General features: G+C 52.9%; 21 protein-coding genes, 1 other RNA gene and 1 pseudogene. 10 read left to right on the forward strand and 13 right to left on the reverse strand.

Annotated features, from left to right (window positions below):
* Positions 1 to 9: 9 nt before the first annotated feature.
* Complete coding sequence (rpsP, locus tag AC3WOK_RS19765) at positions 10 to 258, reverse strand: 30S ribosomal protein S16 (RefSeq protein WP_003863133.1); 249 nt, start codon at positions 256 to 258, stop codon at positions 10 to 12.
* Between the two features lie 136 nt (positions 259 to 394).
* Complete coding sequence (gene ffh / locus AC3WOK_RS19770; protein ID WP_014884878.1) at positions 395 to 1,756, reverse strand: signal recognition particle protein; 1,362 nt, start codon at positions 1,754 to 1,756, stop codon at positions 395 to 397.
* A gap of 166 nt (positions 1,757 to 1,922) precedes the next feature.
* On the opposite strand from ffh, the gene AC3WOK_RS19775 reads away from it, so the two are divergent.
* Together AC3WOK_RS19775 and AC3WOK_RS19780 are read left to right on the forward strand one after the other, a co-directional pair.
* Complete coding sequence (locus AC3WOK_RS19775) at positions 1,923 to 2,714, forward strand: cytochrome C assembly family protein (protein ID WP_047348200.1); 792 nt, start codon at positions 1,923 to 1,925, stop codon at positions 2,712 to 2,714.
* Between the two features lie 18 nt (positions 2,715 to 2,732).
* The gene (locus tag AC3WOK_RS19780) at positions 2,733 to 4,019 is read left to right on the forward strand and encodes an HlyC/CorC family transporter (protein WP_047348141.1); all 1,287 of its coding nucleotides are present in this window, start codon (positions 2,733 to 2,735) and stop codon (positions 4,017 to 4,019) included.
* 52 nt (positions 4,020 to 4,071) lie between these two features.
* On the opposite strand, the gene grpE is transcribed toward AC3WOK_RS19780, so the two are convergent.
* Positions 4,072 to 4,665, reverse strand: coding sequence for a nucleotide exchange factor GrpE (gene grpE / locus AC3WOK_RS19785; RefSeq protein ID WP_063428938.1), 594 nt, complete (start codon positions 4,663 to 4,665; stop codon positions 4,072 to 4,074).
* Positions 4,666 to 4,787: 122 nt separating this feature from the next.
* On the opposite strand from grpE, the gene nadK reads away from it, so the two are divergent.
* The 3 genes from nadK (at position 4,788) to bamE (ending at position 7,890) form a co-directional block, all read left to right on the forward strand.
* Positions 4,788 to 5,666: an NAD(+) kinase gene (nadK, locus tag AC3WOK_RS19790; RefSeq protein ID WP_008502500.1), complete on the forward strand. Its 879-nt coding sequence runs from the start codon at positions 4,788 to 4,790 to the stop codon at positions 5,664 to 5,666.
* An 85-nt stretch (positions 5,667 to 5,751) separates the two neighbouring features.
* Entirely contained in the window at positions 5,752 to 7,413 is a 1,662-nt protein-coding gene (gene recN / locus AC3WOK_RS19795; protein ID WP_047348138.1) for a DNA repair protein RecN, read from the forward strand.
* A 138-nt stretch (positions 7,414 to 7,551) separates the two neighbouring features.
* Complete coding sequence (gene bamE, locus AC3WOK_RS19800) at positions 7,552 to 7,890, forward strand: outer membrane protein assembly factor BamE (protein ID WP_492355000.1); 339 nt, start codon at positions 7,552 to 7,554, stop codon at positions 7,888 to 7,890.
* A gap of 109 nt (positions 7,891 to 7,999) precedes the next feature.
* On the opposite strand, the gene AC3WOK_RS19805 is transcribed toward bamE, so the two are convergent.
* Positions 8,000 to 8,287, reverse strand: a complete 288-nt coding sequence (locus tag AC3WOK_RS19805) for an RnfH family protein (RefSeq protein WP_025759268.1) — start codon at positions 8,285 to 8,287, stop codon at positions 8,000 to 8,002.
* The gene (locus AC3WOK_RS19810; protein WP_024908332.1) at positions 8,277 to 8,714 is read right to left on the reverse strand and encodes a type II toxin-antitoxin system RatA family toxin; all 438 of its coding nucleotides are present in this window, start codon (positions 8,712 to 8,714) and stop codon (positions 8,277 to 8,279) included. Before AC3WOK_RS19810 ends, AC3WOK_RS19805 begins: the two co-directional genes overlap by 11 nt.
* Before the next feature lie 156 nt (positions 8,715 to 8,870).
* Between AC3WOK_RS19810 and smpB the strand changes: the two genes are divergently transcribed.
* Both smpB and ssrA read left to right on the forward strand, forming a co-directional pair.
* Positions 8,871 to 9,353: an SsrA-binding protein SmpB gene (gene smpB, locus AC3WOK_RS19815; RefSeq protein ID WP_008502505.1), complete on the forward strand. Its 483-nt coding sequence runs from the start codon at positions 8,871 to 8,873 to the stop codon at positions 9,351 to 9,353.
* 89 nt (positions 9,354 to 9,442) lie between these two features.
* Positions 9,443 to 9,806, forward strand: a transfer-messenger RNA (tmRNA) gene (gene ssrA, locus AC3WOK_RS19820).
* A 140-nt stretch (positions 9,807 to 9,946) separates the two neighbouring features.
* Here the strand turns inward: ssrA and AC3WOK_RS19825 are convergent.
* The 3 genes and pseudogenes from AC3WOK_RS19825 to AC3WOK_RS19835 form a co-directional block, all read right to left on the reverse strand.
* On the reverse strand, positions 9,947 to 10,993 hold the full coding sequence (locus tag AC3WOK_RS19825) for a bifunctional transcriptional activator/DNA repair enzyme AdaA (protein WP_492355049.1): 1,047 nt from the start codon (positions 10,991 to 10,993) through the stop codon (positions 9,947 to 9,949).
* Entirely contained in the window at positions 10,977 to 11,753 is a 777-nt protein-coding gene (locus AC3WOK_RS19830; protein WP_492355001.1) for an isocitrate lyase/PEP mutase family protein, read from the reverse strand. Before AC3WOK_RS19830 ends, AC3WOK_RS19825 begins: the two co-directional genes overlap by 17 nt.
* A gap of 132 nt (positions 11,754 to 11,885) precedes the next feature.
* A pseudogene (locus tag AC3WOK_RS19835) lies at positions 11,886 to 12,677 on the reverse strand (nucleotidyltransferase domain-containing protein).
* Positions 12,678 to 13,054: 377 nt separating this feature from the next.
* On the opposite strand from AC3WOK_RS19835, the gene AC3WOK_RS19840 reads away from it, so the two are divergent.
* On the forward strand, positions 13,055 to 13,381 hold the full coding sequence (locus tag AC3WOK_RS19840) for a hypothetical protein (protein WP_063428927.1): 327 nt from the start codon (positions 13,055 to 13,057) through the stop codon (positions 13,379 to 13,381).
* Between the two features lie 13 nt (positions 13,382 to 13,394).
* Here the strand turns inward: AC3WOK_RS19840 and AC3WOK_RS19845 are convergent, their stop codons facing one another.
* Positions 13,395 to 14,210, reverse strand: a complete 816-nt coding sequence (locus AC3WOK_RS19845; RefSeq protein WP_063956788.1) for a DUF4225 domain-containing protein — start codon at positions 14,208 to 14,210, stop codon at positions 13,395 to 13,397.
* Positions 14,211 to 14,491: 281 nt separating this feature from the next.
* Positions 14,492 to 14,800, reverse strand: a complete 309-nt coding sequence (locus AC3WOK_RS19850; RefSeq protein ID WP_063428922.1) for a hypothetical protein — start codon at positions 14,798 to 14,800, stop codon at positions 14,492 to 14,494.
* A gap of 399 nt (positions 14,801 to 15,199) precedes the next feature.
* On the opposite strand from AC3WOK_RS19850, the gene AC3WOK_RS19855 reads away from it, so the two are divergent.
* Positions 15,200 to 15,556: a hypothetical protein gene (locus tag AC3WOK_RS19855; protein WP_047348115.1), complete on the forward strand. Its 357-nt coding sequence runs from the start codon at positions 15,200 to 15,202 to the stop codon at positions 15,554 to 15,556.
* 194 nt (positions 15,557 to 15,750) lie between these two features.
* A complete protein-coding gene (locus AC3WOK_RS19860; RefSeq protein WP_492355002.1) occupies positions 15,751 to 16,308 on the forward strand; it encodes a YceI family protein in 558 nt (185 codons plus the stop codon).
* Here AC3WOK_RS19860 and AC3WOK_RS19865 read toward each other — a convergent pair.
* Genes AC3WOK_RS19865 through AC3WOK_RS19875 form a run of 3 tightly spaced genes read right to left on the reverse strand, consistent with a single transcriptional unit; the run spans position 16,300 to position 18,153 of the window.
* Positions 16,300 to 17,091, reverse strand: a complete 792-nt coding sequence (locus tag AC3WOK_RS19865) for an anti-sigma factor family protein (RefSeq protein WP_059312483.1) — start codon at positions 17,089 to 17,091, stop codon at positions 16,300 to 16,302. The two genes, AC3WOK_RS19860 and AC3WOK_RS19865, sit on opposite strands and share 9 nt — an antisense overlap.
* Positions 17,088 to 17,618, reverse strand: coding sequence for an RNA polymerase sigma factor (locus AC3WOK_RS19870; protein WP_059312482.1), 531 nt, complete (start codon positions 17,616 to 17,618; stop codon positions 17,088 to 17,090). Before AC3WOK_RS19870 ends, AC3WOK_RS19865 begins: the two co-directional genes overlap by 4 nt.
* A gap of 7 nt (positions 17,619 to 17,625) precedes the next feature.
* Positions 17,626 to 18,153, reverse strand: coding sequence for a tetratricopeptide repeat protein (locus AC3WOK_RS19875; protein ID WP_059312481.1), 528 nt, complete (start codon positions 18,151 to 18,153; stop codon positions 17,626 to 17,628).
* Between the last annotated feature and the right edge of the window lie 455 nt (positions 18,154 to 18,608).

The raw sequence follows: 18,608 nt of genomic DNA on the forward strand, positions 1-18,608 counted from the left end.
CGTGACAGATTAAGCTGCTTTGTTTGCTGCTTTGATCAGCGTAGCAACGCGATCGGAAACAGTAGCGCCCTGGCCAACCCAGTGAGCGATACGATCCAGATCCAGACGAGTTTCTTCTTCTGCGCCAGCGGCCAGTGGGTTGAAGAAACCAACGCGCTCGATGAAGCGACCGTTGCGTGCATTACGGCTGTCAGTCACAACAACCTGGTAGAACGGACGCTTTTTAGCGCCGTGACGAGCTAAACGAATAGTAACCATAACATCCTCTTGTGTGAATAAAACAACCGGGCCCCATCGAGGAACGGAGCCCGGGTGTCATATTAAAAGCCCGAAAATTTTACTGATTTTTGGGGAAAATGCAATCAGCATCTTGATACTGAGCATGAAACACGATTTATCTGCCAGGGAATCCTGGCGGCATCATGCCTTTCATGCCGCGCATCATCTTCGCCATGCCGCCTTTCTTCATTTTCTTCATCATGCGCTGCATGTCGTCGAACTGTTTCAGAAGGCGGTTAACGTCCTGCACCTGCATGCCGCAACCGGCTGCGATACGACGTTTACGGGAGCCTTTGATGATGTCCGGGTTAGCGCGCTCTTTGAGGGTCATCGAGTTGATGATCGCCTCCATACGCACCAGCACCTTGTCATCCATCTGCGCTTTCACGTTGTCAGGGATCTGGCCCATGCCCGGCAGTTTGCCCATCAGGCTTGCCATGCCGCCCATGTTTTTCATCTGGCGCAGCTGCTCAAGGAAGTCGGTGAGATCGAAACCGTCACCTTTTTTCAGCTTGCTGGCCAGCTTCTCGGCCTGCGCGCGGTCCACCTTGCTCTCGATATCTTCGATCAGCGACAGCACGTCGCCCATGCCGAGGATACGGGAAGCAATACGATCCGGATGGAACGGCTCCAGCGCTTCAGTTTTCTCGCCCACGCCGAGGAATTTGATCGGCTTACCGGTGATGTGACGAATGGAGAGCGCAGCACCGCCGCGGGCGTCACCGTCCACTTTGGTCAGCACCACGCCGGTTAATGGCAGCGCTTCGTTAAACGCTTTCGCGGTATTCGCCGCATCCTGACCGGTCATGGCGTCAACAACAAAGAGGGTCTCTACCGGGTTGATAGAAGCATGCACCTGCTTGATCTCGTCCATCATCGCTTCGTCAACGTGCAGACGACCAGCGGTATCCACCAGCAGCACGTCGTAGAACTTCAGCTTCGCCTCTTTCAGCGCCGCGTTAACGATGTCGACAGGTTTCTGGGCCACGTCTGACGGGAAGAAATCCACGCCAACCTGTTCTGCCAGGGTTTCCAGCTGTTTGATCGCCGCCGGGCGATAGACGTCCGCAGACACCACCAGCACTTTCTTCTTGTGCTTTTCACGCAGGAATTTACCCAGCTTACCGACGCTGGTTGTTTTACCCGCACCCTGCAGGCCCGCCATCAGTACCACGGCCGGAGGCTGAGCCGCCAGGTTAAGCACCTGGTTCTCTTCGCCCATCGCCGAAACCAGTTCGTTACGAACGATTTTGACGAACTCCTGACCCGGGGTCAGACTCTTGTTAACTTCATGACCAACCGCCTTCTCTTTTACGCGGTTGATAAAATCACGAACAACCGGCAACGCCACGTCTGCTTCCAGCAGCGCCATGCGCACTTCGCGCAGCGTTTCCTTGATGTTCTCTTCAGTAAGGCGTCCGCGGCCGCTGATGTTGCGCAGCGTGCGCGACAAACGATCGGTTAAATTATCAAACATTGTCTCTCGCCTGAGTAGAAACGTTGGGCCGCCATGGGCGACACATACACAGAATTTTGCCGGAGTATAACATGAAGGCGCCTTTGTTGTTATGCAACGGTTGGAGCAGGCGTCACGTAACGTTATACTGCTTCTCTTTCTTATTAAGACAACTGTCGATGCCTATATGCCTGTTTTCGCACTGATCGCCCTTGTTGCCTACTCTGTCAGCCTCGCGCTGATCGTTCCCGGACTGCTGCAAAAAAACAGCGGCTGGCGGCGCATGGCTATTCTTTCTGCGGTGATCGCCCTGATTAGCCACGCGTTTGCGCTGGAATCACGCATCATCCCCGGCGACGGCAGCGTGCAAAACCTGAGCGTCCTCAACGTCGGCTCGCTGGTCAGCCTGATGATCTGCACGGTGATGACCATCGTGGCCTCTAAAAATCGCGGCTGGCTGCTGCTGCCGATTGTGTACGCCTTCGCGCTGATCAATCTGGCCTTAGCCACCTTTATGCCCAATGAGTTTATTACGCATCTGGAGGCCACCCCGGGGATGCTGGTGCATATCGGCCTGTCGCTCTTTGCCTATGCGACGCTGATCATCGCCGCCCTTTACGCCATGCAGCTCGCCTGGATTGACTACCAGCTGAAAAACAAAAAGCTGGCGTTTAACCATGAGATGCCGCCGCTGATGGTCATTGAGCGTAAGATGTTCCACATCACCCAGGTGGGCGTGGTGCTGCTGACGCTCACGCTCTGCACCGGCCTGTTTTACATGAAGAACCTGTTCAGCGTGGAGAATATCGATAAAGCGGTGCTCTCTATCATCGCGTGGTTTGTCTATATTGTCCTGTTGTGGGGCCACTATCATGAAGGCTGGCGCGGTCGCCGCGTGGTCTGGTTCAACGTCGCGGGTGCGGGCATTCTCACCCTTGCCTATTTTGGCAGCCGCTTCATACAGCAATTTGCTGGCTAAGAAACAAAGGAGTTCCCCCTGGAACACATCTCTACCACCACGCTGATCGTTACGCTGATCGTCATGGTGGTCATCTCCGCCTATTTCTCCGGCTCGGAAACCGGCATGATGACCTTAAACCGCTACCGGTTACGTCATCGTGCTAAACAGGGCAACCGTGCCGCACGTCGCGTCGAAAAACTGCTCCGCAAGCCGGATCGCCTGATAAGCCTGGTGCTCATCGGCAACAACCTCGTCAACATACTGGCCTCTGCCCTCGGTACCATCGTCGGGATGCGCCTGTACGGCAACGCCGGGGTCGCAATTGCCACCGGCGTGCTGACGTTCGTAGTGCTGGTGTTTGCCGAAGTGCTGCCGAAAACCATCGCTGCGCTTTACCCTGAGAAGGTCGCCTACCCGAGCAGCTTCCTGCTGGCGCCGCTGCAGATCCTGATGATGCCGCTGGTCTGGCTGCTGAACATGGTGACGCGCCTGCTGATGCGGATGGTGGGAATCAAAGCCGACGTCACCATCAGCAGCGCGCTCAGCAAAGACGAGCTTCGCACCATCGTGAACGAATCCCGCTCCCAGATCTCCCGACGTAATCAGGACATGCTCCTGTCGGTGCTGGATCTGGAAAAGGTAAGCGTGAACGACATCATGGTGCCGCGTAACGAAATCGTGGGTATCGACATCAATGACGACTGGAAAGCCATCGTCCGCCAGCTAACGCACTCCCCGCACGGGCGCATTGTGCTGTACCGCGACTCGCTGGATGACGCCATTAGCATGCTGCGCGTGCGCGAAGCGTACCGTCTGATGACCGAGAAAAAAGAGTTCACCAAAGAGGTGATGCTGCGCGCCGCCGACGAGATTTACTACGTGCCAGAAGGAACCCCGCTCAGCACGCAACTGGTGAAATTCCAGCGCAACAAGAAGAAAGTCGGCCTGGTGGTTAACGAGTATGGCGATATTCAGGGCCTGGTGACGGTCGAAGATATTCTGGAAGAGATTGTCGGGGACTTTACCACCTCAATGTCTCCTTCCCTCGCGGAAGAGGTCACCCCGCAAAATGACGGTTCGGTGCTGATTGACGGAAGCGCGAACATTCGTGAACTCAACAAAGCGTTTAACTGGCATTTGCCGGAAGATGAAGCTCGCACGATTAACGGGATGATTCTGGAAGCGCTGGAAGAGATCCCGGCGGCGGGCACGCGAGTGCGTATTGAGCAGTACGATATTGATATCCTGGACGTGCAGGACAATATGATTAAGCAGGTCAAAGTCCTGCCCGTGAAACCACTGCGCGAAAGTATCGCTGAGTAAGGCTGTAGGCCGGGTGAGGCGAACGCCGCCACCCGGCACTACGAAAGGCAAATTACGCTTTCGCTTTCGCCACGGTCACCATCGCAGCGCGAATGGTACGGCCGTTCAGGGTGTAACCTTTCTGCATAACGCCCAACACTTTGCCGGCTTCAACGTCTTCTGACTCCACCATTGCAATCGCCTGGTGAACGTTGGGATCCAGCGGAACGTTGGTATCAGCAATCACTTCCACGCCAAACTTACGCACCACGTCGAGCATGGATTTGAGCGTCAGTTCGATACCTTCGATCATTGCCGCGTTGTCCGGATTCGCTTTGTCAGCCACTTCCAGCGCGCGATCGAGGCTATCAATCACCGGCAGCAGTTCGTTGACGAATTTCTCCAGCGCAAATTTATGCGCCTTCTCAACGTCCTGCTCGGTGCGACGACGCAGGTTTTCCATTTCCGCCTTAATACGCAGAACACCGTCACGTTCGCGATTCTGTGCTTCTACCAGTTGAGCTTCCAGATTCGCAATTTTTTCATCGCGCGGGTCCACCTGCTCAGCAGATGCGTCTGGCTCTACAGCCTCAACTTCATCGTGCTGTTCCGTGATAATTTCTTCAGGGGCTTGCCCCTCAGGCGTTTTCTGTTCTTTACTACTCATGAATTTCTCCGCGTTTTTCTGCATTCATCTCGCTAACTTCGCTTATTATGGGGATCAGTTTCCGGGATTCAAGGGAACAAGACAGATTGTCATCATTCATCAGGCACAAGGACCTCCAGAAAATGAATAATCATTTCAGGTGTATTGGGATCGTCGGGCATCCGCGTCACCCTACCGCATTGACGACACATGAAATGTTGTATCGCTGGTTGTGTAGCAAAGGCTATGAAGTGATGGTCGAGCAGCAGATTGCGCAGGAGCTGCAGCTGAAGAGCGTCAAAACCGGCACGCTGGCTGAAATAGGCCAACAGGCCGACCTCGCCGTGGTGGTGGGCGGCGACGGCAACATGCTCGGTGCGGCCCGCACGCTGGCGCGCTATGACATCAAGGTTATCGGCATCAACCGTGGCAATCTCGGCTTTCTAACCGACCTCGACCCGGACAATGCGCAGCAGCAGCTGGCCGACGTGCTGGAAGGTCACTATATCAGTGAAAAACGCTTTTTACTGGAAGCGCAGGTGTGCCAGCAGGACTGCCAGAAACGCATCAGCACCGCGATTAACGAGGTCGTGCTGCACCCCGGTAAAGTGGCGCACATGATCGAGTTCGAAGTCTATATCGACGAAATCTTTGCCTTCTCCCAGCGTTCTGACGGGCTGATTATCTCCACTCCGACCGGCTCAACCGCCTACTCGCTTTCGGCCGGCGGCCCGATCCTGACGCCTTCTCTTGACGCCATTACCCTGGTGCCGATGTTCCCGCACACGCTCTCTGCCCGCCCGCTGGTCATCAACGGCGACAGCACGATACGCCTGCGGTTCTCACACCGCCGTAACGACCTGGAGATCAGCTGCGACAGCCAGATAGCGCTGCCGATCCAGGAAGGTGAAGATGTCCTGATTCGCCGGTGTGATTACCATCTGAACCTTATTCACCCGAAAGATTACAGCTATTTCAACACATTAAGCTCGAAGCTTGGCTGGTCAAAAAAATTGTTCTGATTTTGCATACAGGACTTTACTGTATATAAAACCAGTTTATACTGTATGAAAACACAGTTATGGTTTTTCATACAGGAAAACAATTATGCTGGCACAACTGACCATCAGCAACTTTGCCATTGTTCGTGAGCTTGAGATCGATTTCCACAGCGGCATGACGGCGATCACCGGGGAAACCGGTGCAGGTAAATCCATTGCCATTGATGCCCTCGGCTTGTGCCTTGGCGGCCGTGCAGAGGGCGATATGGTGCGCATGGGCGCAAACCGTGCCGACCTGTGCGCCCGCTTCTCCCTGAAAGACACCCCTGCCGCCCAGCGCTGGCTGGAACAGAACCAGCTTGAAGATGGACGTGAGTGTTTACTTCGCCGCGTGATCAGCAGCGACGGTCGTTCCCGCGGTTTTATCAACGGTACAGCGGTCCCCCTTTCCCAGCTTCGCGAGCTTGGCCAGCTGCTTATTCAGATCCACGGTCAGCATGCGCATCAGCAACTCGTCAAACCAGAACAGCAGAAAGCGCTGCTTGATGGCTACGCAGGTGAGTATGCGCTTACTCAGCTTATGGCGGAGCACTATCGCCAGTGGCATCAGAGCTGCCGCGAGCTCGCCCAGCACCAGCAGCAGAGCCAGGAGCGCGCCGCACGCGCGGAGCTGCTGGAATACCAGCTTAAAGAGCTGAATGAATTTAACCCGCAGGCGGGTGAGTTTGAGCAAATCGACGAAGAGTACAAACGCCTGGCGAACAGCGGCCACCTGCTCTCAACCAGCCAGAATGCGCTCAACCTGCTGGCCGATGGCGAAGACGTGAACCTCCAGAGCCAGCTGTATAACGTTCGTCAGCTGATTACCGAGCTGGTCGGTATGGACAGCAAACTCTCTGGCGTTCTGGATATGCTGGAAGAAGCGGCCATTCAGATCTCCGAAGCCGGCGACGAACTGCGCCACTACTGCGAACGTCTCGATCTCGACCCGAACCGTCTGTTTGAGCTGGAACAGCGCATCTCCCGTCAGATCTCGCTGGCGCGCAAGCACCACGTCACACCGGAAGAGCTGCCGGGCTACTATCAGTCTCTGCTGGAAGAACAGCAGCAGCTTGACGATCAGGCTGACTCGCTGGAAACCCTCTCTCTGGCGGTGAACCTGCATCATGAACAGGCGCTGGCGACAGCGCAAAAGCTGCATGAAATCCGTCAGCATTACGCCCTGGAGTTAAGCCAGCACATCACCGATAGCATGCATACGCTGGCGATGCCGCACGGCGTATTCACCATTGATGTCCGCTTTGAAGAAAACCACCTGACGGCAGAAGGTGCGGATCGCATCGAATTCCGCGTCACCACCAACCCGGGTCAGCCGCTGCAGGCGATATCCAAAGTCGCCTCCGGCGGTGAGCTATCGCGTATTGCGCTGGCGATTCAGGTGATTACCGCGCGTAAAATGGAAACCCCAGCGCTGATTTTCGATGAAGTGGATGTGGGGATCAGCGGCCCAACGGCAGCGGTAGTGGGTAAACTGCTGCGCCAGCTAGGCGAATCAACGCAGGTGATGTGTGTAACCCACCTGCCGCAGGTCGCGGGCTGTGGCCATCATCACTTTATCGTCAGCAAAGAAACCGATGGTGAAATGACCGAAACGCACATGAAGCCGCTGGATAAACGCGCGCGTCTGCAGGAGCTGGCACGCCTGCTCGGCGGCAGCGAAGTCACGCGTAATACGCTCGCGAACGCGAAAGAACTGCTGGCGGCATAAACTTTTTCGGGATCTCAGGGTCATACAGAACAACAAAAACGCCGCCAGACCGGTTTCAAAGTGGGGCAAGGTCTATTATCATCGGCATATTACATATGAGCCGCGTTCTGCTCGGGCCCGAAAAGGAATCAAATCACTATGCGTTGTAAAATGCTGACCGCTGCCGCAGCGGTTCTTCTGATGTTGACCGCAGGCTGTTCCACTCTGGAGAAAGTGGTTTACCGTCCTGACATCAACCAGGGGAACTACCTTACCCCTAACGATGTGTCCAAAATCCGTGTGGGGATGACACAACAGCAGGTCGCTTATGCACTGGGAACCCCGATGATGTCCGATCCGTTCGGCACTAACACCTGGTTCTATGTATTCCGTCAGAAGCCGGGCCATGAAGATGCGACCCAGCAGACCCTGACGCTGACCTTCAGCAGCGCTGGTGTGTTGACCAACATCGACAACAAGCCTGCCCTGAGCAAATAATCAGACGTCAGAAATGCAAAAAGGTGCTCATTGAGCACCTTTTTTGTGTCTGAACTCTTGCGCCGAATCGTAGCCCCGGTAAGCGCAGCGCCACCGGGGAAAGAAACCGCTACTTACCAGATTTCTCTGCACGCTGGCGACGCAGCTCTTTCGGGTCAGCAATCAGCGGACGATAAATCTCCACCCGGTCGCCCTCTTTCAGCACATCACCCAGCTTCACCGGACGGCTGTAAATCCCGACCTTATTCTTCGCCAGGTCAATATCGCTTCGGAGCTCAAGGATACCGGAAGCACGGATAGCCGCCTCAACGGTCGCGCCCTCTTCCAGCGTTACACGCTGCAGGTACTGCTTCTCCGGCAATGCGTACACCACTTCTACAGCTATCTTATGCGACACTGTAAACCTCTTTGGCGCGGGTGGTGAACGCCTGAACCATATTCGAGGCCAGCTCTTTAAAGATGCGGCCAAACGCCAGCTCAATCAGCTTATTGGTGAATTCAAAGTCCAGCTGGAACTCAATGCGACAGGCGTCTGCGCTCAGCGGCGTAAACTTCCAGCCCCCCATCAGGGTTTTAAACGGACCATCCACCAGATGCATCAAAATACTCTGATTGCTGGTCAGCGTATTGCGGGTGGTGAACGTCTTGCTGATCCCCGCTTTGGAGACATCCACCGCCGCCGTCATCTGCGTCGGACCAGACTCCAGAACGCGGCTCCCGGTGCACCCCGGAATAAACTCTGGATAAGACTGAACATCGTTCACTAACTGATACATTTGTTCCGCGCTGTAAGGCACAAGCGCAGTACGGCTAATCTGAGGCATAGCATTTCCCATGGTCACACAACGGACAAATAATAACATTTATCACCTGTTAAAAAAACGCTAAGCCTCATCTCGTGCTAATATAGCGCGTTAGACCTCACAGGACGCAATGAGGTGACTTTTTGAAATCAGATTACCGACGGCTTTACGACACTTATGACGAAGAAAAAAGCACATAAACCAGGCTCGGCGACCATTGCGCTCAACAAGCGTGCTCGCCACGAGTATTTCATTGAAGAAGAATTCGAAGCTGGCCTTGCGTTGCAGGGCTGGGAAGTAAAATCGCTGCGCGCCGGGAAAGCCAACATCGGCGATAGTTACGTGATCCTGAAAGATGGCGAAGCCTTTCTGTTCGGCGCGAACTTTACGCCGCTGACCGTCGCCTCTTCACACTACGTGTGTGACCCAACGCGCACCCGCAAGCTGCTGCTGAACAAGCGTGAGCTTGAATCCCTCTACGGACGCATTAACCGTGAAGGTTTCACCGTGGTCGCCCTGTCGCTGTACTGGAAAAACGCCTGGTGCAAAGTGAAAGTTGGCGTCGCGAAGGGTAAAAAACAGCACGACAAACGTACTGACCTGAAAGAGCGCGAGTGGCAGCTGGACAAAGCGCGCATTATGAAAAACGCAGGACGTTGATTCTGCGCACTTATTGTACTATTCAATAAGTTAGCGTTTCGGGCTGGTATCCAGGAAGTGAAATCTGGTATACTCAGTTCAACACTATTGGGGCTGATTCTGGATTCGACGGGATTTGCGAAACCCAAGGTGCATGCCGAGGGGCGGTTTGCCTCGTTAAAAGCCGCAAAAAAATAGTCGCAAACGACGAAAACTACGCTTTAGCAGCTTAATAACCTGCTCTGAGCCCTCTCTCCCTAGCTTCCGCTCTTAAGACGGGGATCAAAGAGAGGTCAAACCCAAAAGAGATCGCGTGGAAGCCCTGCCTGGGGTTGAAGCGTTAAAACTAATCAGGCTAGTTCGTTAGTGGCGTGTCTGTCCGCAGCTGGCGTGCGAATGTAAAGACAAACTAAGCATGTAGTACCGAGGATGTAGAAATTTCGGACGCGGGTTCAACTCCCGCCAGCTCCACCAAAATTCTCCATCGGTGATTACCAGAGTCATCCGATGAAGTCCTGAAAGCCCGCACGGCGCAAGCCCTGTGGGCTTTTTTGTGCCTTCAATTTGTCCTGCGAAGCCCATAAAATTCCCAGCCCTACTGAAGCATCCCACTATTAAACATTCTTCCTCTCATGCTCAATGAGCCATTCTTTGCGTGAAATCCCCCCTCCGTAACCTGTCATCGCGCCATCTTTTCCAATTATCCTGTGACATGGGATCACAATCGCAATCCGGTTTGCACCATTAGCACCAGCCACGGCGCGCACGGCATTTGGCTTATTCATCCGTAGCGAAATGGCCTGATAGTGTGAAGTCTGTCCATAGGGAACGGCACGCAGCTCGTGCCAGACGGATTGTTGAAAATCACTGCCCGGAGCATCTACAGAGAGATCAAACTGTCGGCGGGTTCCGGCAAAATACTCGCTGATTTCTTTTACTGTCTGCCGGGTATGGCTGTTTTCTCCAGTAACAATTCTGGCGTTAAATAAACGCTGGATATCGCGAAATTCAGTTTCTAACATCCGGCGATCGGTAAACTCCAGCAGGCAGACTCCCCGTTCTGTTGCGCAGACAAACATCGGCCCAAGCGTGGTGGTAAACCGATGAATAACAATCACCTGGGTTGTCTGAGTCGGCGCTGCGCCAGTAAGCCGCTTGTAGGTATAACCAAACCCGCTCAGGGATTCATAGCCATTGTCCAGCGCAACGTCAGTCGCCGCTCGTCCGCTTTTCAGCTCCTGCAGGGCAACGTTCACCCGCTGCATTCGCTGGAAGGCCTGAAAAGTGATGCCGTGATGTTGCAGAAACCAGCGTCTTACCCGCTCCGGACCGATCCCATGCTGACGAAGCTCCGCGTCTGTTACGCGGGATTTAATATCGCGCCTGACAAGCGCAAGCGCCTGTTCAACAAATAATGGCGCGCTGTGCGCATTTTCAGCGGGCCTGCAGACCTTACAGGGACGAAAGCCGGCCGCAAGGGCAGATTTGGCATCTTTATAAAATTCGACATTTTCACGTTTAGGCTTTCGTGCCCGACATACTGAAATACAGAATACGCCAGTGGTTTTGACGCCAACAAAAAACACGCCAGTATATTCTGAAGCACGTTCAAGTAATGCCTGATACCAGATATCACACAAATTCTTATCGGTTATTTTCATCACCAAAAAGTCCTTCAAACGTCTGACGAGATCGGATCGCATGCATGACATCAGTCAGCGTCGACTGCATGGCTGAATGAACAAAATTGCCCATTGAAATGCGGCTTACCCCGGCCATTTTCAGCCTGTCGAACGACGGAAGTTCGGGCATACACATGACATTCAGAGGCAGACCCGTTGCCTCTGCAATGAGGCTGATGTCGTTCTCTGACGTCAGACAGGGAACAAAAAGGCCGTCAGCACCTGCAGCTTTATAGCGCTGTCCCCGTGATATTGTCTCCTGCAACGCGTCTTCATGCCCGAGCAGGAAAGTATCAGTCCGGATGTTCAGAAACAGGCTATGATTTTCGCTTCTCAGCACATCGCATACTGTTTTCAGGGTACAGGAAAAATCAAGGGCATCGTCAAGCTGACGCCCCCCGTCTATGACTCTGCTGTCTTCAAGGTTAACGCCTGCTACGCCTGTCTGGGCAAGGCGCCTGAGATTGGCTGTTATCGCTTCGGCTGAATCACCATACCCAGCTTCCATGTCAACGCTCAATGGCAGGTTGCTGACAGCCCGGATGCGGGTGACCATATAAAATAGCTCATCAAACGGCATTCCCTGCCCGTCTTCATATCCCAGCGTGGACGCGATTGCTGCGCTGGACGTTCCCAGTGCCTGATAACCTGCCTCTTGCGCTGCGACAGCACTGGCGGCATCCCAGACGTTGGCGATAAGAATGGGTTCATGCTGGTTGTGGAGGTCTGCAAAGTTCATATCCATATCCTCTCGATAGATTGAAAATGAATCTAAGCATTCCGTAAAACCGTCACAACCGAAATTCAGACGACCATTTTTTAGCAAACGTCGTCTGAACTCGGGGCGAACCAGACCGAAACCCTTCAGGTGTCACGCTCTGGCTTTCAGCATGGCAAGAATCGCCCAACGTGCCGCATCGTCTGCGATATTTTCCGGCAGCGCATCAGCCCGCAGATTGATATAAGCGTCAACAGCCTTTCAGATAGCCATGCTGACGGAGTCACGATCGTGCGTTGCCAGCGTGGAAGCCAGCAGGCCATCAGGATCAATGCCATGGAATTCAATGCGGCGAACACCACGTTGCGGAAGATTTGCACGACGGAACAGCATAGGTCCCAGCACTTGCTCCCGGAAGAATGACAGCATGCCAATCGCTTCAAAAAGTTCTCCCCTTCCCAGCTTCACCACCGCATAATGAAGCCAAATCCAGGCTCGGGACTCAAACCACTCCGGCGTCATATCAGGCCAGTGAGGTTTAAATTTAGCCAGTTGGCACTCCAGAGCCAGGTTATCACGGGTAAACAGCACTGCTGGCTCCTCAACGCGTTGAGTGAGCATGTCCAGGGTGACAAATTTCAGATCGACGTGAAGGAGTTCGGGGCCATAAAGGCAGATAAGGAGACGAGGCTCTCCGACATGTTCTCCGGTGAAAGCATGGAGCAGATGGCCCAGCGTTCCGGCGAGCACAATACGCTGTGCCATGATTTCGTCATAGTAGAGAGGGTCTACCACAACGACAAAATCGAGGTCGGAGTATTTATCGAACCCGCCATGAACAAGCGAGCCGCCAGCGAGAAGGGAGTGAATCCGCGAGTCAGACTGAAACTTAAGCTTGAGTTGCTCTGCAAAACTTCTGTGTAAATCGGGTAACGTACTTAGCATACTTTTTCCTGTTCACAAAAAAGACAAAGCATTACAGAATATCGAGTCATTTATATTCAGGCCAGATATTTTTGAAGAAACAGTAATGCCCCTGAGGAGTTTGCTCGCTTAGCCACATATAGCGGTTATAGGACGGATTCTGTCGTTGCCCGCAACGACACGCACCCCGTAGGGGTAATTCTTAATCATAAAGCAATCTCTCCTGGACGAGGGGTATACTTATGTTCAGGCTGTCAGGCACGTAGCGGGCTTTTTCTGACTACAGGCACAATAGAGTAGCTCACGACCTCAGTGATTTATGAATCTGTTTTTGTTCATCCATAACTGTTATTGTTTTATATAATCAGGCAGGAGCATTCAAAGTTCAGGAGTGAAGAGTGATAGACGCACAACAGGAAACGAAACTGCGGTTATACGGTTTTACTGATAAAAACATTACGGCTTTGCGCGCCGCACTTGAAGACCCGAAACGAAAGGATCGGACTCTGCATTCACTATTAGTTGAGCTTAAAAGACGTTTCTACACGTCCTGGGTAATTGTCATTGGTTTACTGCTTTTTGCCACCTATGCCACTATCACAAGAGATTATGGTAATGGTTTGATTTATTTTGCAGTAATTATCGTTTTATGTCTTTTTATATTAGGAATGGCACCGTTGTCTGTTTCATGGAAGGCTGTGAAGTTTTTACGCAAGGAGGGATAACCCTCCTTTCTGACTAACGAGCAAACTCTTTTTCATCAGTATTATAGGTTTTGCCCATTGTATAAAGTTTATGGGCTGATTTTCCAACTTCAATAGTCAGCGCCGGGCGCGTCATCGTTGAAACTTTGCGGTAAAAGTCAGTAGATAACCAGTCGTACAGCCTCCAGCTTTCCGGCTTAAGCATTGGGCGAAATATTCCGTACATTGACGTAACCATGTTCATCCCTTGCCAGGCTAACATGCCTGTCTTACGCTCAAATCCCAGAAACTCTGCAGCCCCCATATACGCATCCTTAGCAATATTCCCTGGATTTGGCACTCCGGTTAGCTTATCAATATTTTCCATTAGATTACTGGTTCCATGAAAGATCAGCGTTGCCCCAGCAATTACCCCGAGGACATTCCCGGTGCTCGCTGAACCAACAGCCATGGTTGCACCGCCCACAATTTGAATGGCGCCAAGGATAATTCCAACGACGCTAATTGCGTACCCTACTATTTTTCCATTTTCTTCATAAAGTTTTACGGCAGCAGCCAGATAAGCCTCGCCCGTGCGCAACATTCTGTCCTGAATCTTAAGGTTATCGCGTTCGGCTTTTAAATTCGCGATGCACTCTTTGCATACATCATCATTACTGGCCTGACGGATACCGTTACGCTGCGCATTAATGAATCCTTTAATTTCATCAAGAAACCTGATACGGGTCAGCCCATCTTTAAAATGTGCGCTGGCGACCTGCGTTGCTACGTTCCACAAAGAGTTTGCTTCTATCTGCGCCATGGCAGCATAGTAATTAATAGATCTCTTCTGGTTCAGATATATATCCATTTATACTTGTCCATTCTGGTTTCAGCCTGATGTTACGCTGTGATTAACTTAACCATATTATGATTACATTGTGAACTTTTGCCGCAGTCTCTCCACGCAGAAAGAGGCGGGTAATACGCCAACAGCTAACGCTCGAAGGACCTACATCGCCAAACCAGGCCAATTAATGTTTGGGGTTGTGGATGTATCCACTGCATTCATTGTTAAGGGCTCGGATGGTAAAAGCCCCATGGACTTAGTTGTATCCGTAACTTATCCCATTAAATAAGGAATACAACGGCCTAATAACCTCTTATTAAACGCCAGGCTTTATACGCTAATTTCAGGGGCATAACCCAACAGAAGATGACAAAGATAAACAGTACAGCAACACCTAATGAGATGACATTTTCTCGGGAAGCGAAGCATACAGCCAGAATGAACAAAACCATCAGGATAACTGAGAGAATAACCGTTCCTTTAAAACGATTTGAAAGGGCAGGAAGCAAAATATCCAGTGTCGAACGTTGAGAATCTGCATAGCGTTTAAGCTTTTGCAGCTCTTCTTGTGTAAAACCCGCTCTAATCAACGCATCTTCCGTTATCGCCATGCCATTCCCCTCCTCCTAATCAAAGCCACTATATCTCGATCTTTAATAAAATACCGCCTCACTGGCTGGTAGTTTATGTTGTACTCCACTGACATTGACAAACATCAACACCCTTCCCCCTCTCCTGTGGAAAATAATCCACACCACCCAGCGCTACGGATTAGCCGCCAAACACGGAAGGAACCCCAATATGTACAAACCCATAACCGTCATAATCTTCATTCTCCTGACCCTTGCCGCCCTCGCTGAAACAGGCTTTTTATCCTTTGGATAATCCTCAGGCGAAATTCTCCTCATCAGGGCACATTGATCTCATTACAGTTTTTTCCTAAAGCCACCCCGCTTCGTCTGTGCCATGCTGAATCACGCTCATAACCGATAACGTTAAATGAGGACATTATGAAAAAAACAATTATCGCATTATCTGCCGTTCTGCTGGCTTCCCCAGTATTTGCTGCGACCACACATGCAACTGACGATACCGTCGCTGCGGCGAACGCAAACGCCAACGAGGCGAAGCAAAAACTGCATGAAGAGCAGAACAAAGGTGAAGAGCTGAAGCTGAAACAGAAGCACGCTGCGGAAGGTAAAAGCGAAAGCTTTGGCAGCAAGGTCAGCGAAGATTCCCAGAAAGCCTGGCATAAAACCAAGCAAGGCACCGAGAAAGGGTGGGATGCCACCAAAGAAGGTGCTGAGAAGGGCTGGAACAAAACCAAAGAAGGTGCCAGCGAGCTGGAAAAGAAAGTCACTGAGTAATCCCTTCGAAAGGCCGCCCACGCGGCCTTTTTTATTCCCCACCGCTTTGCTTTATGCCGTCTACACTTCTCACCAGGCTCACCCGATGCGGCTCCGCCATCGCGATTGAAAAGATGTCGAATCCTGACGCAGAAAAGCCGAATAGATCCCGGGGATGACGCGTTTACTCCCTGCCCCCCTAAAGAGATCCTGAGATGCTACAACGCCTGGTGATATTGCTGATTTTAGTTTGTCCGTGGGCGCTGGCCGCCCCGAAAAGCTACCTTATCGACACCGATAACACCGCCATTCGGCTATCGTGGCATGCCTTCGGCGGCATCCTTTCCTGGGCGACGTTCAGCGGCGTGACGGGGGCCGTAACGCTCAATCCGGATAACGACGTTGACGACCACATCCACGTCACCATCCCCGTGGCAACCCTGGTGGCCTCAAACAAGCTGCTCACCTGGCAGCTGAAAAGCGACATGTTTTTTGAATCTGAGCGCTACCCGACTATCGAGTTCATCAGCTCGCGCGTGGTCGACGTGGGCGCCGGGCGGTTCAGGGTGTTCGGCACGCTGACCGTGCGCAACATTTCCCGCCCGGTGATCCTGGAGGCCGTCGTGAAAGACCCGCAGGCGCAGGCCCTCACGCTTGATGCCAACACGGCGATATCACGCGCGGCCTACGGGATGGATAAGTTTGCGCTGGTTGTTGACGATCGTATTGCCATCGCCATTGCGATTCAGGCTCACGGCGTACCCTCATCCTGATATCAGGCGCTGCAGCTGCTCCGCGTTTCCCCGCAGGTGGGGCTGCGGGTTGCGGCCTATCAGCACAAACTGATAGCCCGCATCCTGCCACCACACCAGGTTCATTCCGTGCCGCTGCTCCTGGCGCAGAGAGGACGTCGTCTTCTCATCAACGGGAGAGATACAGAGCGCCATCGGGCCGTAGTCGGCGCCGATCCACGCGATTTGCGCGATCGAGGTGGTTTCATAGCGCAGCATGCGCACCATTTTTAGCTCTGCCCCCTGCAGGACAAGCTGCGACATGTTCAACTTCACGCCGATGTCCTGCGCTGCCCGTTCCAGCCCGCGCTGCAGGACAGGCGCCGCGCTGTCCATATCCAGCAGCGTCTCGACGCTGTAAAGGGACATGTATTGCGCTTCAAGGTCGCGAATATGGGCGTTCTCATCGTCAGGTGCGGAGGCGGGCCGCAGCAGATACCCCAGCCCGGAACCGACCAGCAAAAAGCTGACCGAGGCCGCAATCAGCGACCGCCTGCTCACGCCAGCCGGCGCGGAGGCCTGCGGATCGGGAAGCGCCGCCAGACGCGCCTGCATCGCCCCGAGGGGAGCGTCATCCAGCAGGGAGGCAAACGCCCCTGCGTAATCCAGGCTGCTTTTCATCAGCTCGTCGGTTCGTCCGGCGAGGCGTTCGTCACGTTTCAACTGTTCTTCAAACTGCTGCGCGTCGGCGCGGCACATCTCGCCATCTATCCATGCCACGATAGCATCGTCGTTATAGGGCGGTGTAAAACGGTGCGAATTCAAGAGCGTTTCTCCTTTACCGGAGGCAGTGCGTCGACGGACCTGGCAAGCGTTGCCCGCGCCGTCGCCAGTCGGCTCATCACGGTACCAATGGGCACCGCCAGGGTCTCCGCCGCCTCCTGGTAGGTAAAGCCTTCGACGTAAACCAAAAATACCGCGTTGCGCTGGGCTTCAGGAAGCGCGCCGACGCGCTGCATCACCTTCAGATAATGCAAACGCGTTTCATCCTGTTCACGGGTGTCCGGTGCCAGAAGCTCGTCGCTCGCCACAAACCCCTGCCCCTGACGCACGTGCCGTGCCCGAAGCTCAGAGATCCAGATGGAGTGCAGGATCGCGAACAGCCACCTGTCGATGCGCGTGCCCGGCGTATACTGGCCGCTTCTTTCAAGCGCACGCACGCAGGTGGACTGAACCAGCTCTTCGGCGATATCCCTGTTTCGCGACAGCACCAGCCCATAGCGCCAGAGACGCGGCAGGTGTTCGGCTAACTGTTGGCGAACCTCACGGGTAGCGATGTGTTTTCCCTCCACGAGAAAATCAGGATTCCGGATGTCCGTTGATGGCGGCCTGAAGGTCACGGTACTCCTCGCAGGACTGGCCACAAATACCGGCAATCACCTTCAGCTGTTCTTTCGCGAGATCGGGCCGTCCTTTCACCATCCACGCTTCACCGAGATATTCCCGGGCTTTGGCATAATCCGGGGCGATAGCCAGCGCGCGCTGGTAGTAACCAATGCCTTCGTCCGTGCGGCCAAGCTTGCGCGTGGCGAACCCGCGATAGTTCCACGCTTCAGCCGTATTGCCATTTTTCAGCGAATCAAGCAGGTTCAGCGCCGCCTGGTACTCTCCTTTCTTCGCGAGATGGTACGCATAGTTGGTTTTGTCCTGGTCGCTGAGGCTGCTGCTCTTGTCCGGCACGCATTTCTGGGTTGCGCTGTCATACACCTGTCCGGAAGGACAGTCGGGCGTTTTGCTCTCGGTACTATTATCGCCCATGGCCAGCGCCAGCGGAGACAGCAGGGAAAAAATCAGCACCGGGATCAAACGAAGCGAGGTCGTGTTCATATAAAGCTCCAGGGTAAAAGGAAGTGACGTCAGTAAACGCCCGACTGATGATTTTTATTCGTTCTTCGGTGAATTTTTTGCGGGGCCAAAAACATGCTTATGTCGTAATCGCATTGAAAATAAAACAGGTTATTTTATCCTTGCCCTCCGGCGTTGTTATTTTTCCGCACATTAGCAGAGTTTGAATCCTGCATAAGAATATATTTTCATTTAACAAATGACATAATATATCTTACATCAAAAATGTTACCCTAACTTAAATACGCATTAAGCAGACATAAACAATAGCCTTTTAACTTATATTCAAAGAGGCGCCTGCTAATTATCACACCACATCAACAACATTAATTAATAACGCCAATATATAAAATAAAATCAATATAAAACAACAAGATAAGAAAATAAACTTATAGGCAGCATCAATACATTAATGCCAACCTCATTGTTTACCTCTC

The sequence above is a fragment of the Enterobacter sp. FW301-JW81 genome (genome assembly GCF_058788735.1).